Origin of the sequence: Advenella faeciporci (assembly GCF_014652395.1) — a bacterium.
Taxonomy (GTDB): domain Bacteria; phylum Pseudomonadota; class Gammaproteobacteria; order Burkholderiales; family Burkholderiaceae_B; genus Advenella; species Advenella faeciporci.
Genome location: NZ_BMYS01000008.1, coordinates 71,622 through 85,615 on the forward strand (window position 1 = coordinate 71,622; position 13,994 = coordinate 85,615).

Annotated in this window: 14 protein-coding genes; 5 read left to right on the forward strand and 9 right to left on the reverse strand. The window is 50.1% G+C overall.

Translation table 11 applies throughout. The annotated features are described in order from the left end of the window. Window positions 1-4 precede the first annotated feature (4 nt). Together IE074_RS07385 and IE074_RS07390 are read left to right on the forward strand one after the other, a co-directional pair. On the forward strand, window positions 5-1,525 hold the full coding sequence (locus IE074_RS07385; protein WP_189384833.1) for an AMP-binding protein: 1,521 nt from the start codon (window positions 5-7) through the stop codon (window positions 1,523-1,525). Window positions 1,526-1,574: 49 nt separating this feature from the next. Next, the gene (locus tag IE074_RS07390; protein ID WP_189384834.1) at window positions 1,575-2,552 is read left to right on the forward strand and encodes a Bug family tripartite tricarboxylate transporter substrate binding protein; all 978 of its coding nucleotides are present in this window, start codon (window positions 1,575-1,577) and stop codon (window positions 2,550-2,552) included. Window positions 2,553-2,623: 71 nt separating this feature from the next. Here IE074_RS07390 and IE074_RS07395 read toward each other — a convergent pair whose 3' ends face one another. From IE074_RS07395 to IE074_RS07405, 3 genes are read right to left on the reverse strand one after another with little or no spacing between them, the layout of a single operon-like run. Then, window positions 2,624-3,631, reverse strand: coding sequence for a Bug family tripartite tricarboxylate transporter substrate binding protein (locus IE074_RS07395; RefSeq protein ID WP_189384835.1), 1,008 nt, complete (start codon window positions 3,629-3,631; stop codon window positions 2,624-2,626). A 52-nt stretch (window positions 3,632-3,683) separates the two neighbouring features. Continuing rightward, window positions 3,684-4,847 carry an alpha/beta hydrolase gene (locus IE074_RS07400; protein WP_189384836.1) on the reverse strand — a complete coding sequence of 388 codons (1,164 nt, stop codon included), beginning with the start codon at window positions 4,845-4,847 and terminating at the stop codon, window positions 3,684-3,686. A 44-nt stretch (window positions 4,848-4,891) separates the two neighbouring features. After that, a complete protein-coding gene (locus IE074_RS07405) occupies window positions 4,892-5,428 on the reverse strand; it encodes a VOC family protein (RefSeq protein ID WP_189384837.1) in 537 nt (178 codons plus the stop codon). Between the two features lie 242 nt (window positions 5,429-5,670). Between IE074_RS07405 and IE074_RS07410 the strand changes: the two genes are divergently transcribed. Both IE074_RS07410 and IE074_RS07415 read left to right on the forward strand, forming a co-directional pair. Continuing rightward, complete coding sequence (locus tag IE074_RS07410) at window positions 5,671-7,362, forward strand: FAD-dependent monooxygenase (RefSeq protein ID WP_189384838.1); 1,692 nt, start codon at window positions 5,671-5,673, stop codon at window positions 7,360-7,362. A 12-nt stretch (window positions 7,363-7,374) separates the two neighbouring features. After that, on the forward strand, window positions 7,375-7,569 hold the full coding sequence (locus tag IE074_RS07415; RefSeq protein WP_189384839.1) for a DUF2783 domain-containing protein: 195 nt from the start codon (window positions 7,375-7,377) through the stop codon (window positions 7,567-7,569). Between the two features lie 99 nt (window positions 7,570-7,668). On the opposite strand, the gene IE074_RS07420 is transcribed toward IE074_RS07415, so the two are convergent. The 6 genes from IE074_RS07420 to paaG form a co-directional block, all read right to left on the reverse strand. Continuing rightward, window positions 7,669-8,415 carry an IclR family transcriptional regulator gene (locus IE074_RS07420; protein ID WP_189384840.1) on the reverse strand — a complete coding sequence of 249 codons (747 nt, stop codon included), beginning with the start codon at window positions 8,413-8,415 and terminating at the stop codon, window positions 7,669-7,671. An 87-nt stretch (window positions 8,416-8,502) separates the two neighbouring features. Further along, on the reverse strand, window positions 8,503-8,763 hold the full coding sequence (locus IE074_RS15050; RefSeq protein ID WP_189384841.1) for a helix-turn-helix transcriptional regulator: 261 nt from the start codon (window positions 8,761-8,763) through the stop codon (window positions 8,503-8,505). A gap of 71 nt (window positions 8,764-8,834) precedes the next feature. Further along, window positions 8,835-9,437 carry a TetR/AcrR family transcriptional regulator gene (locus tag IE074_RS07430; RefSeq protein WP_189384842.1) on the reverse strand — a complete coding sequence of 201 codons (603 nt, stop codon included), beginning with the start codon at window positions 9,435-9,437 and terminating at the stop codon, window positions 8,835-8,837. A 97-nt stretch (window positions 9,438-9,534) separates the two neighbouring features. After that, window positions 9,535-10,848 carry a phenylacetate--CoA ligase PaaK gene (paaK, locus tag IE074_RS07435; protein WP_189384843.1) on the reverse strand — a complete coding sequence of 438 codons (1,314 nt, stop codon included), beginning with the start codon at window positions 10,846-10,848 and terminating at the stop codon, window positions 9,535-9,537. A gap of 58 nt (window positions 10,849-10,906) precedes the next feature. Continuing rightward, on the reverse strand, window positions 10,907-11,347 hold the full coding sequence (paaI, locus tag IE074_RS07440; RefSeq protein WP_189384844.1) for a hydroxyphenylacetyl-CoA thioesterase PaaI: 441 nt from the start codon (window positions 11,345-11,347) through the stop codon (window positions 10,907-10,909). Between the two features lie 2 nt (window positions 11,348-11,349). After that, window positions 11,350-12,150, reverse strand: a complete 801-nt coding sequence (paaG, locus tag IE074_RS07445; RefSeq protein WP_189384845.1) for a 2-(1,2-epoxy-1,2-dihydrophenyl)acetyl-CoA isomerase PaaG — start codon at window positions 12,148-12,150, stop codon at window positions 11,350-11,352. A gap of 141 nt (window positions 12,151-12,291) precedes the next feature. On the opposite strand from paaG, the gene paaN reads away from it, so the two are divergent. Continuing rightward, window positions 12,292-13,953, forward strand: a complete 1,662-nt coding sequence (paaN, locus tag IE074_RS07450) for a phenylacetic acid degradation protein PaaN (protein ID WP_189384846.1) — start codon at window positions 12,292-12,294, stop codon at window positions 13,951-13,953. Window positions 13,954-13,994 lie beyond the last annotated feature (41 nt).

The following is a 13,994-nucleotide window of genomic DNA, read 5'->3' on the forward strand; positions in this document are numbered from 1 at the left end:
AAAAATGGCCAGGAAAATCGTTATTGGCAACAAAGAAGTTGATGCCGGAATGCTGGAAGCAAATGCCAGGAAATTGGCGACAGGGCTGGATAGCCTTGGCGTAAAAGAAGGTGACGTGGTTGCCGTTATGCTCAGGAATTGTGAGGCATATCTTGAAGTAATCAACGCAAGCAGGCAGCTTGGGTCGTACTATTGTCCAATCAACTGGCATTTCAAGGCGGAAGAAGCCAGTTATATTCTGCGGGATAGCGGCTCCAGTATCCTGATTGTGCATGCAGAGTTCTGGGACAACCTGAAGCCGGTTGTGTCCGAAGACATGATCGTTATTCTTGTGGATGCGGACGCAGAAACAGACGCAGCTGTCAGGCAGGGGGATGAACCCAGGCATTACGCCAGCTGGCGCGATTCTTTTGAAGAACGCAGCGTTTATTCCCGTTTTCCCCGCGGACATATGGCCTATACGTCGGGCACGACCGGCCAGCCCAAAGGAGTACTCAGGGTACCTTTCAAACCCGAAGAAGTGCCTGAGCGGCAACAGGAAATGCGGGCTATTGTGCAGGAAACGTTTGGTTTGACACCGGGGTGCCGTGTGTTGTTGCCTGCTCCCTTGTATCACAGTGCGCCCAGTCTTTTTGCGCAGTTTGCCTTGCTGGCAAGCGATGTATTCGTGTTGGGTGAAAAATTTGATCCGGTCGAGTTGTTGGCCCGGATTGAAAAACACAAAATTGAAGTGGTGTATCTGGTTCCCATTATGTATGTCAGGTTGCTGAGGCTTGATGAAAACATACGTAAAAAATACGATATTTCATCTTTGCGTTTTATTGCCTCAACCGGGGCACCTTGTGCTCCCGATATAAAAAAAGCCATGATTGACTGGGTCGGGCCCATTGTTCATGAAACGTATGCTTCCAGTGAAACCGGTCTGATCACGCTGGTCAATTCAGAACAGGCCTTGAAAAAGCCGGGAACGGCGGGGTTGCCTGTAGGGCGGGCAGTCATCAAAATTTATGACGATAACGGCCAGGAATGCGAGCAGGGGCAGGTCGGTTATATCTATGTCCGTCAATATTCCTACCCGGATTTTGAATATCGAAATAACCCGGAAGCCCGTCAGAAAGTGGATATCAATGGTTTGGTCAATCTGGGGGATATGGGCTACCTTGATGAGGACGGCTATTTGTTTGTGTGTGACCGCAAATCGGATATGGTGATTTCAGGTGGGGTAAATATTTATCCGGCCGAAGTGGAAGCCCAGATTCTGCAATATCAGGGCGTTGCTGATTGCGCCGTGTTTGGCGTACCCGATGATGAGTTTGGAGAAAGCCTGCTGGCTTGCATCCAGCCTCATGAAAATGTCGATATAAAAATGGAGCAGGTAAAGGAATGGCTTTCCGCCAGGGTGGCCAGATACAAAGTACCGAAGCAATTTCTGATTCAACGGGATTTGCCCAGGGATGATAACGGAAAAATTTATAAACGGTTTTTACGTGAAAAGTATTGGGAAGGACGAAGCCGCAGGGTTTAACGGCTGGTTTTTATTCATGAACAATTAAACAATAAATCAGGAGATATGTATGAAAATGACATTCATCAGGAAAATCATGGTGACACTCGGGTTGTGTGTGGGTGGTGCCGCAGCAGTACAGGCCGCTTACCCTGAAATGCCGGTAAAGCTGGTGGTACCTTACACACCGGCCGGTTCTGCCGACCAGCTTGCAAGAGCCCTGGCGGAAAATGTAGGGAAACATTTGAATCAAACTATTGTGGTGGAAAACAAACCGGGTGCCAGTACACGGATAGGCGCCTCTTTTGTGGCCCGTTCCAAAGCGGATGGTTATACACTGTTTCTCGCGAGCAATTCCAGCATGGTTTTGAATCCGATGCTGTACAAGGATTTCCCCTATGACCCGGAACGTGATTTCGAGGTAGTGGCCATTGTGGCGGAGATGCCGCTGGTGGTGGTTACCAATGATAAAACGGGTCTGGATACACTGGGCAAGTTCGTGGAAGAAGCAAGAAAAAATGAAGGAAAATTAAATTATGCCTCTATTGGAACGGGCAATCCGTTACAGCTGGCGACCGAACTGCTTCTGAGTGAATATGATATTAACGTAACCCATATTCCCTATAACGGCAGCTCTCCGGCCCTGACTTCCCTGATGAGCAATGACACTCAATTGATGGTGGATGGCATCAGCACATCTTTACCGTTAATAAAAGACGGGCGGGTCAAGCCTTTGGCCGTAACCACCCAAAAACGCTTGAGTGTGCTGCCTGATGTGCCTACCGTTGCCGAACTGGGCAGTTCGGACTATCAGGCCGCGACATGGTTTGGTGTTGCCGCACCCAAAGGTACCCCTGCCGAGACGATTGACACGCTGCGGACGGCCATTGCCAAAACACTGAATGATGAAGAGTTTCAGAAAAAATTTGAATCTGTCGGGTTATATGTACAGGCACCGAAATCAGGTGAGGAATTGGCACGCTTCATCAGTGAAGACAGGGCCCGCTGGAAAACCGTGATTGAAAACAACAAGATTGTTCTTGAGTAAGTGATTATTAAAATCAAGCGGTAAAAAAAACCCCGGCTTTAAACCGGGGGATTTCATTTGGAAGCGTTTGTTCAATTAATGGTAATGCCGCTTTTCTTAATAATTTCCCCTGCCTGCTTGGCCCGGTCATTCACATAAGATTTGAATTCATCCGGGCTGGAAATCACCGGATACATGCCCAGGGTTTCAAGGCGTTCGCGTATGGCTGGAATTTCCAGCGCTTTGGCTACTTCCTTGTTCCAGCGGTTGATAATGTCTTGCGGAACGCCGGCTGGCATGATAATGCCCTGTTCCGCACTGCCCTGAAAGTCTTTCAGGCCAAGCTCTGCAAAAGTGGGAACATCGGGCATGCTGCTTAAACGTGATGACCCGGTAACGGCCAGAAAACGCACACGGGGATCATCTTGGTATGGCCGGGCATTGGCAACACCTACCAGGGCGGTCTGGATTTGTCCACCAACAATATCCACAATGGCGGCCGCATCACCACGGTAGGGCACGTGAACCATATGGATGTTTTCCCGGTCGCTTAATGTTTCCATGGCAATATGGTGCGGCGATCCGATGCCGGGAGAGGCATAACTGATTTTTTCAGAGCTTTGCTTTATCCACCCCAGCCATTCCTGATAGTTTTTGACCGAGGTGTTGGCATTGACAACCAACAGCAGGGGAAGTTGCGCCGTGGTGGCTACATAATCAAAGTCCTGTTGCTTGTAACTTAAATTGCTGAACAGATGCCAGTTATTGAACAAGGTGCTGTTATCGGCCGTTGCCAGGGTATAACCATCGGCCGGGGCCTTGGCCAGGGCTGCCGTACCAATCGTGCCACCGGCACCGGGGCGGTTCTCAATGATAATCTGTTGCTTGAGCTCGGCGCCAATATGCTCGCCGAGTATGCGTGCCAGAATATCTGAAGCGCCGCCTGGGCCATATGGCACTATCCATTTGATGGTTTTTTGCGGGTATTCCTGGGCAACCGCAAATTGGGCAGGCTGGGCCAGCAGCAGTGCGGTGCTTGCACAGATACCACGGAACAGGGCGCGCAAACGGGATCTGGAAAAATGAATTGAATTTGACATGGTGATAATTGTCTCCGGTTTATTTTAAAAGATAGCGCAGTGTCCTTCCGGCTTACCAGCCGTGTCGTTGGATCCAGCCTGTGATTAATGTGATGGCCGTTGCCAGTTCATCAGGTTGCCCTTTGAAGTAATGATTGGCTCCCTGGATGCAGTGCATTTCCTTGTCAGCGCTGTTGCAGGCCTGGTACATCAACCCTATGTCCGGTTGGGGGACCGCATCATCGGCACTGTGCTCTATGGCCAGCAAGGGAACGGTAACCTGTCTGGCACAAGACTCTCCATCTGCCCGCGAGTGATCGATTGACCATTGCGACATCCAGGAACGCAGGGTGGAAAAACGGGCCAGGCCAACAGGGCCGGTATTGACGGTTTCCGGTATGCCCATATAGCAATGCCCGATTTTCCTGTCATTGGGGTCTATGCTGCCATCCAGAAAGCGGGGCTCAGCCATGGTTCGGTGCGTGACGAAACAGCGTTCAATTTCTGCCGTGTTGCGTTTTTTTAGCATATCCAGCGTGTCCTGCACCCAGTCTGTAATGCGCCGTACGCGTGCCAGTTGCGCCTGCCGATATGCGTGCAGCCATTCTTGCGGGTAAGGCAGCTGTATATTCCGTGATGGTGAGTACAGGTCAAACTCGGGGTTGCGTTTGTCCGGGTTGAGTTCATCCGTCACAGACGGATCTATCCATTCGCTCAGGCAACGGGCACGGGCACGGTGTGCGGCTTCCAGTACGATACCATCGGCTGGTATCAGGCCAGCGGCCTTGGCATCCACTACGTCACCGGTTGGTGTATGGGTAATGGTCGGATTCTGGGCTTGTGATTGATAGAACAGTGATAAAGAGCCACCACCAGACCAGCCCAGCAGAATCACTTTTTCAAAACCCAATTGTTCTTTGGCATAACGCACGCAGGCGCCCAGATCCAGCAGGATTTTTTCATAGATCAGTGCCGAGTCATTTTTCACATATCGGCTGCCCATGCATAACACCGGATAGCCGGCACCAGCCATCGCATTGGGAAGTGGCAACAGCTGCAGTGTAGAGGTTGGATGCATCATGAGAAAGACGGTTTTACCGCGCTGGTCTTTTGGTTTGATTAATACGCCCTCAAGGTTGACGGTTCCCTGACTGCCAACAAAACCGTAAGTTTCCGTGAATTTGCTGGTTTCTTTATAGCTGACGTGTATCCATTGTTGTTCAATTTCATGCTTCATAAAAATTTTAATACCTTTAAATGACAGTTAAGTTCTGATTGGTTTTAATTGCCTAATGTTGCGGTATGTGTCCGGGCTTTTTCCCGGCTCCAGCTTGCCAGACGTTCATGGGCCTGCAGGATGCTTTGTTCGGAAAAGCCATCGGGATACATGTCAACAGTCAGCTCAAGCCGGATGCCATTGGGGTCGAAAAAATAGATTGAATGAACAAAACCATGATCCGTGACACCCAGGACCTCAACGCCGGCCGCTTCCAGTTTTGCCTTGGCACGTTCAAGTGACTTCTGGGAGCCGACTTTAAGGGCCAGATGGTTTACCCAGGCAGGCGTATTGGGTGAGGGCAAGGCGGTCTGGTTATCGCCCAGATCAAAAAAAGCAATGGAAGAGCCATCTTCCAGCGCGAAAAAAAGATGCACGTAAGGGCAATGTTCGCCAGTGCTGGGAACGTTATCGGCACGAATCAGGTGTACCAGGGGCAGGCCCAGAATGTCTTCGTAAAAAACACGTGTTTCTTCTGCATCTTTGCAGCGCCAGGCAAAATGATGCAGACGTTGTATAGGTTCAAAACGGGATATTTGCATGTCATTCTCTAGTTTTTTGTAAAGTGTCAATAACTGATACTTTATCTTATTTTTAAATTAATTGAATAGAGAAAACCCTGATAAAACCAGAAAATTTGTAAATTTAATAAGAAACTGACTGGATGTATAGCGATTTTTATCTTGTTTAATGCCATATAAAGCCTTTTTGTATAATAATTTTTAAATATTATTAATAAAGTATCAATATTTGATATTATTATAAGAAATTATGAGGAGATGTCATGCATACACCGTCAACCGAACCCCGTTTTTCGCTTTATTACGACTATAAAATCTATCAACCCTGGCTTGCTTCGCAGCATCCTGAACAGGAGCGCAAACAGGCAGTCATTGTTGGTGCCGGGCCTTCCGGTATGGTGACGGCACTTGAGCTGGCCCGTTATGGCGTGTCTTGTGTTGTCCTGACCGCAGAGCAGCAGGTATCGCATGGCAGCCGTGCGCTGGCCTTTACCCGTCGTTCAATGGAGATTTTGCAACAGGCCGGTGTGGCAGGGCGCATGACCCAGGCCGGTTTGCCCTGGCGCTTTGGCAATTCCTATTACCGTGGCCAGCGCGTTTTTCGTATGGAAGCGCCTTACGATGCCAATGACCGCTTTTATCCTTTGATCAATGTGCAGCAGCAATATATGGAAGAGTTCCTGCATGATGCCTGCCAGGCCAATCCATTGATTGAGTTCCGCTGGGGCAATAAAGTGGTTCAGGTAGAGCAGAAAGACGGTTACGTTGAAATGGAGGTTGATACGCCCGAAGGCACGTATTTGCTTGAAACCCAATGGCTGGTTGCGGCAGACGGCGGGCGTTCCACCATACGTTCGGCATTGGGACTGAAAATGGAAGGTACTTCTTACGAGGGGCGGTTCGTGATTGCGGACATTAAAATTGATCTGCCGCTGCCAACCGAAAGACTGGCCTTTTTTGCGCCGGAGTGGAATCCCGGCAACACGATTCTGATGCACCGTGAACCGCATGGCATCTGGCGCATAGATTATCAGCTGCCCGAAGGAGAAGATCCGGAAGAAGCGCTGCGGCCGGAATCCATCAAGGCACGTATTGATGCCCAGCTGGCCATGATCGGACACGCCGGTAAAACCTGGGAAATGGACTGGAGTTCGGTGTATTCCGCCCGTACTTTGACATTGCCGGACTATGTCTGTGGCAATGTGCTGTTTGCCGGCGATGCTGCCCATTTACTGCCCATTTTTGGCGTGCGTGGTGCCAATACCGGTTTTCAGGACGGACAGTCTTTGGGGTGGCATCTTGCCTTTGTGATCAAGGGATTGGCCAGCCGCAGATTGCTGGATAATTACAGCACCGAACGCGTGACGGCAGCCCGGGAAATCATTGATGAAGCCGGCAAGAGTACTCGTTTCATGACACCGCCCAGCCGCGGTTTCCGTTTGCTGCGTGATGCGGTGCTTTCCCTGTCACTGACACAGGAATTCGTGCGTCCGCTCTATCACTGGCGCACCTCCCGCCCGCATGAGTATACCCATTCGACACTTAATAGCCAGGGGGATGACAATGCATTGTTTCAGACAGGTCCCGCTCATGGCGCGCCACCGCAAAATGTGCTTCTGGGCGATGACAATTATTTGCTGGATCACCTGGGCGGCGGGTTTGAGCTGCTGTATTTCACGCAAAACGAAACCGTGCCGGAAGATTTGATGGCAGTTGTCCAGGAGGTGCGTGCCAGGGGTGTTCCATTGAATGTGGTGGGAATCGGTACCGGACAGGTCATCGCGGGCGCTGACCATACATTGGACGATACGGCAGGTGCCATCCGTACCTGCTACGGTGTCAATGCCAGTGGCGCGGCCTATTTACTGCGCCCCGATCAGCATATCTGCGCCCGCTGGATCAATCTGGATGCCATGCGTCTTCAGGCTGCGTTGAATGCGGCCCTGCCTCAATAAGGAAAATTTCATATGTCAGAATCAAGCAAAATCTTGCCAGTGGATACGCTGGAAACCATTTACGATATATTGGCCAGCGCCATCGATGACGTTGACAGGGAGAAAACGGAACTGTTTCTGGTCAAGCTTGTGCTGCTGAATGCCAGAACCATGGGTGATGCAGAAACGCTGCGCGAACATATCCGTATTGCCAAAAAAGATTTATAGAGTCGTTCCGGTCAAAGGTCAACGGTACATCATTGCTGTTCTGGCGGGTGACGTGCCGTTGGCTTGTCGTTGCAATCCCTGTTTTTCCAGGCGAATATTTCAGTTGTCGAGTTCTGCCAGCCGGGTACCGATGTCGGCGGCCCTTTGCTTCAATACGGCAATAATGCCTTCGGGGTTGATCATGTGCAGGCGGTCGGCAGACATGACCAGCGAAATCGCCCCAATGATGCCGATGCCGCTGGCATACACCGGAACGGCAATCCCTATTACCCCCGCATCGATTTCATTGTCTGAAATATAAAATCCTGCCTTGCGTATAGCGGCAAAGTAGCGCTTGAAGTCTGGCCATTCTGTGGCAATTTCCTGCACTTCGGGCAGATGACTGTTTTTGTCATAGAGCTTTTGCAGCTTTCCTGCTGGCAGCAAGGACAGCATGACTTTGCCGGCAGAACCCTTGAATAAAGGCAAAGGCCTGCCACGTCCGAATGATACCCCAACCGGATTGTTGCTGGCTTCATGATGGACATTGATGATTTCATCGTTATACATGCGGCAGAAAATGGAATCACAGCCGGTTTCATCAGAAATCTGGCGCAAGACGGTTTCCGCTATTTTCAGGACGGGATCAGACTGCCGGATTCGGTAGTCCAGTGTAATGATGCGGGCCCCCAGCGAGTAGCGTCCCGAATAGTTGGCCAGGAAGCCGGCTGCGTTAAGCTCTTTGGCATAACGAAATGCGGTCGGTCTTGAAACCTGCAGTTTTTCGGCAATTTCTTCTGCCGTCAAAAGGGTGTCTGTTTCAGAAAACAGATCAAGAACATCTACAATACGTGAGAATTTTGTCATAAAGGGGTAAGCAGCATCATCTTAATGTCTGATAAGAACGGATCAGGCACGAAGATAAACTATACAGTGATCGACAGGATTTTCAAACTAATCAAGGCAGATACGGAATAACTCATTCTGGGAGTTGAGGTTAAGTTTTGCATAGGCCCTTTTGCGATAAGTAAAAATGGTATTGAGCGATAAATCCAGTTTAAGGCTGATAGATTCAGAGCTGTGGCCAAGCATAATAAGTGTGCATACTTCGACCTCTCTGGCAGATAAATCGTTTGCCGTGGTAATCCCCCCCCAAAAAAAATAAACGTATTTGCAGGAGGCATTTTCTCTTAATAGAATCAGGAAATTTTGCATGAAGACCTCACGTTTTACCGATAGCCAAATTATTGGGAGACTATCATTTAGCCTGGCATTTCCAACAACGGCTACTGTATGTTTTTAAGGCCTTCCAGTACTAACGTGGTAGCCACGTCTGCATATTCTTCGCGTGTGATGGGGCCGTTGGGCTTGAACCACATGTAAAACCAGTTAAGCATGCCAAACAAAGACATGGTTACTGGTTTAAGTAAAGGACGTTTATTATTGATCTCAGGGTTAATTTCGTGAAGGGTATCGGCAATCCGCATCACGATGCGCCTTTCAAGTTCATTTATTTCGTTGGTTTCTTCTTCTGCCAGCAAGCCGCGACAATTTAATTGAACAATATGCTTGTCATCGGCATCACGGTAGCATTCCAGTATTTGACGCACCAGTTTACGCAGGCGCAGTTCAGGCAAGTCGTTTTGCGACTCATCGGCAACGGCTTGCAATGCCAGATCCAGCTCTTCCAGATGTGAGCGGATAATATCAAAGATCAAAGCACTTTTACTGGGGTAATAGTGGTAAAGAAGTGCTTTGGAAACCTTACTGCGGGCAGCAATTTGTGACATGGAAGCTTTTTCCATGCCCAATTCTGCAAAAACTGCGGCAGCATTAACCAGGATGTGAAGTTGTTTTTCCTCGAAATCTGCTGCGCGGACGCGTGCCATACTGATTTACTGTCCTATAAAAATAAAAACCAAAAACGGTATTCTAGCTTACTTCTGATTGGGGATTATACCTAGACCTTACTCAGAACAACAGTATTTAGCGTTTTGGACGATTATCAATGACCCGTTTGGCTTTTCCTTCGGAGCGTAATAGCGTGCCGGGTAACGTAACATTTACGATTGTGCTGATCCCGACAATGCTTTTTATATGATGTGCCAGTTCTTTGGCCGAAAAGTTTCGGGTATTTTCATCTGCGGCGTTGGGCTGGCATTCTACATTTACAGTCATGCTATCCATACGTGAGCTGCTTCTGTTCAGTTCAATCTGGAAATGGGGGGTTAATCCATGGCATTTAAGAATTTGTTCTTCAATCTGGGTAGGAAAGACATTAACCCCGCGCAGAATAATCATGTCATCACTGCGGCCGGTAATTTTTTCCATACGGCGCATTGTGCGTGAAGTACCAGGTAGCAGGCGGGTCAGGTCGCGGGTGCGGTAGCGGATAATCGGCAATCCTTCTTTAGTCAGGGTGGTAAAAACAAGTTCTCCTTCTTCCCCATCGGGTAAAACCTCACCGGTTTCAGGATTGATGATTTCCGGATAAAAATGATCTTCCCAGATATGCAGGCCATCTTTGGTTTCTACACATTCATTGGCAACGCCAGGACCCATGATTTCAGACAGGCCGTAAATATCAACAGCATGCATGTCAAAGGCCTGTTCAATTTCCTGCCGCATGGCATTGGTCCAGGGTTCTGCGCCGAAAATGCCAATGGCCAGTGATGATTCGCGTGGATCCAGCCCTTGACGGTGGAATTCATCAAGAATGGAAAGCATGTATGACGGTGTGACCATAATGATGCGGGGTTTGAAGTCTTGAATGAGTGACACCTGGCGTTCGGTCATGCCACCGGAAATAGGAACTACCGTGCAGCCCAGTTTCTCGGCACCATAATGCGCCCCCAAGCCCCCAGTAAACAGGCCATAGCCGTAGGCGTTATGCAGGACATCACCGGGCCGGCCACCGGCAGCGCGAATGGAGCGGGCCACCAGGGTTGCCCAAACCTCAATATCATTATGCGTATAACCCACAACCACCGGTTTGCCAGTGGTGCCGGAAGAGGCGTGAATGCGTGCCAGTTTTTCGCGTGGCACGGAAAACATGCCGAAAGGATAGGTATCACGAAGATCTGTTTTTTGGGTAAAAGGGAATTTGGCCAGATCTGACAGGGTTTTCAGATCGGATGGATGAACCCCGGCTTTATCAAAATGTGCCTTGTAAAAAGGCGAATTTTCATAAGCATGATTGAGTGTCCATTGCATGCGCTGCAATTGCAGGGCGGAGAGCTCATCGCGGGATGCTATTTCGATGGGGTCCAAGTCTTCTTTTCTGGGGGTCAGGTTTTCCATTTTTGTATCCTCTAACTTTATGTTTCTTTATGATATTTTTGACTATGGATAGTCAAGATTATGTATTGGGCAATAAAGTGCCCTTGATCGTGCGGGCATGACCGCGAAATTCTGCTATATGTTTACCGTTCTGGTTACGAATGACGACATCGTAAAGCCCGCTGCGTCCTTGCTTGCTGATTTCGCGGGCGTATGCCGTTAATTCGTCGTTTTCAAATGCCGGTTCCAGATAGGTAATTGAGCAGTGTTGTGCAACGGTGCGCTGATTATAAGTATTACAGGCAAAGGCAAAACAAGTATCGGCAAGGGTAAAAATATATCCGCCATGGCATGTTCCGTGGCCATTAAGCATTTGGGACTTGATGCGCATGCTCATTCTGGCCTTGCCGGTTTCAACTTCAAGCAGCTGCATGCCCAAATGCCGGGCGGCAAGATCGTCTTGCCACATGGCGTCAGCGCAGTCCTGGGCCAAGGTGGAGGATAGGGTGTGATCGGACATGTTTATTTTCCTTTGAAAACGGCAGGACGTTTTTCCAGAAAGGCGGTTACACCCTCGGCATAATCCTCGCTGCATCCGGCCTGGCGTTGCAGGTCGCGTTCCAGATCAAGTTGTTGATCCATTGTATTGACCGCGGCAGTCTGGATGGCCTGTTTGATCAGACCTTGCCCGAAAGTGGGACCTTGCGCCAGTTGCCGGGCAAGTTCAGTTGCCTTGGTTTGCAATTGGTCATCGTCAACGGCCTGCCAAATTAATCCCCAGTCGGCTGCCGTACCTGCATCAAGCGGGGCTGCCGTCAATGCCAGCGCTTTGGCACGAGCCTCACCCAAGAGATGGGGAAGTGTCCAGGTGCCGCCAGAATCGGGCACTAGGCCGATTTTGGAAAAGGCCTGGATGAAGCGGGCGGAACGGGCAGCCAGCACAATATCGCAAGCCAGTGCCAGGTTAGCGCCTGCGCCTGCCGCCACGCCGTTGACAGCACAAATAACCGGCTTGGGCAAGGCACGTATTTGCCGGATCAGGGGGTTGTAATACAGCTCAATGGTTTCACCCAGATCCGGGGTGGTATTGCTGGCGGCGGGATCTTGTTCAGCCAGATCCTGGCCGGCGCAGAACCCCCGGCCAGCGCCCGTAAGCAATATGGCCCGAACGGCAGGATCTTGTGCCGCCTGTGTTAAGCCCGCGCGTAACGCCAGATGCATATCGGCATTGAAAACATTCAATTTGTCAGGGCGGTTCAGTGTCAGATGCAATACGTTTTCTTCAAGCTTTATTGCAACACTTTCATTCGATTGAAGTGCCATGTTGTCTCCTTCAATAAGGTTTATTTGTTTGGATTTTTTTGTTTTGCCAGATTTTTTTGCAATTAATGTTCGATACTATTGCATAAACCGGCCGGTTGGTCAATAATGTATTGAAAATAATTTCATACAGGAAAATCAGGAATGTCTAGTTTATTTGAAAAGCATCGTTCTACGCTGGAAACAGCGCTTGAGGTTATCAGGCACCGCGGATTTTGGTCTGCTTATCCGGAAATGCCCAGTGCCCGTTTTTATGGGGAACAGGCTAAAGAAGAGGGGCAACAGGCATTTGACGCCCTGTTGAACAGGGACTTCATTTTGTCCGGACATCCAGAGCAGGGCCGGGCCGGGAATGAACAATCACCTTATGGTGTGGCCTTGGACATACGCTATCCGGTTGCCAGTGTAGAAACGCTGGTAAAGCAGTCACAGGACGCAGGAAAAGTTTGGGCAAATACGTCCCTGAACGTGCGCATGGGTATTTGTTTGGAAATTCTTGAGCGCCTGAATAACATGAGCTTTGAAATAGCCAATGCCGTTATGCATACTTCCGGCCAGGCTTTCCCCATGGCATTTCAGGCCGGTGGTCCGAATGCACAGGACCGGGCGCTGGAAGCATTGGCTTACGCCTGGGCGGAAATGAGTCAGATTCCCAGCCAGACCGATTGGGTCAAGCCACAGGGCAAGGCAGGTGATCTGGTCCTGGAAAAACACTGGCGCATTATTCCACGCGGCGTTTCGTTGCTGATCGGATGCCAGACATTTCCAACCTGGAACAGCTACTCGGCATTTTTTGCCAATCTGGTGACCGGCAACACGGTTATTGCCAAGCCGCACCCATCGGCCATTCTGCCTATGGCCTTAACAGTACGGGTGGCCCGCGAAGTGCTGTCAGAACAGGGCCTGCCTGCAGATGTCGTGTTATTGGCGGCTGAAGAGGATGGCATGGGCATGGCAAAACAACTGGCTTTGCATCCTGACGTGGCGCTGATTGATTACACGGGGTCAAGCGCTTTTGGACAGTGGCTGCGTACACAGGCGGCGACCCCGCTGGTGTATACCGAAGAGGCCGGTGTGAACAGTATTGTGCTGGGCTCTACCGATAACTTTGATGCCATGTGCCAGAACATTGCTTTTTCCCTGACCCTGTACAGCGGACAAATGTGTACAACACCGCAAAACCTGTTTGTGCCGCGTGACGGGATCTTGGTCAATGGCGAGCGCAAAACGTTTGATGAAGTGACCGCCGGTATCGCCAGTGCCGTGGATGCCCTGCTGGTTGATCCTGCGCGGGCGGTTATGGTTACGGGAGCCATTGCCAATCAGGCTACGCTGGAACGCGTTGCCACCATGCGGGGAGCCGGGCGCCTGATCCGTGATTCGGCTGCCTTGCCTGGCATGGAACAGGTACGTACGGCAACACCATTGATTCAGGCTTTGGATGCCAGTGATGAAAACGTTTACGGTACCGAGTGCTTTGGCCCGGTTTCTTTTGTGATTGCCGTGGATGATGTGGAAGACGGTATACGTCGTGCCGCGCAGCTGGCACGTACTAAAGGAGCTATTACCGCGGCCATTTACGAAAAAGATGAAGCGCGGCTGGCTAAAGCCATTGATGCGTTTGCCCAAGCGGGGGTGAACCTGTCCGTTAATCTGGCAGGAGGAATTTTTGTAAATCAAAGTGCCGCTTTCAGTGATTTTCATGGTACAGGCGCCAATCCGGCAGGCAATTGCTGCTTTGCCGATTCGGCGTTTGTGGCCAACCGGTTCAGGGTGGCAATGTGGCGTCGCCCTAAAAGCAGTTAGGTCGTGTTTGTTTCCGGCAAGTGCCGCCAGGGCATAAGCCG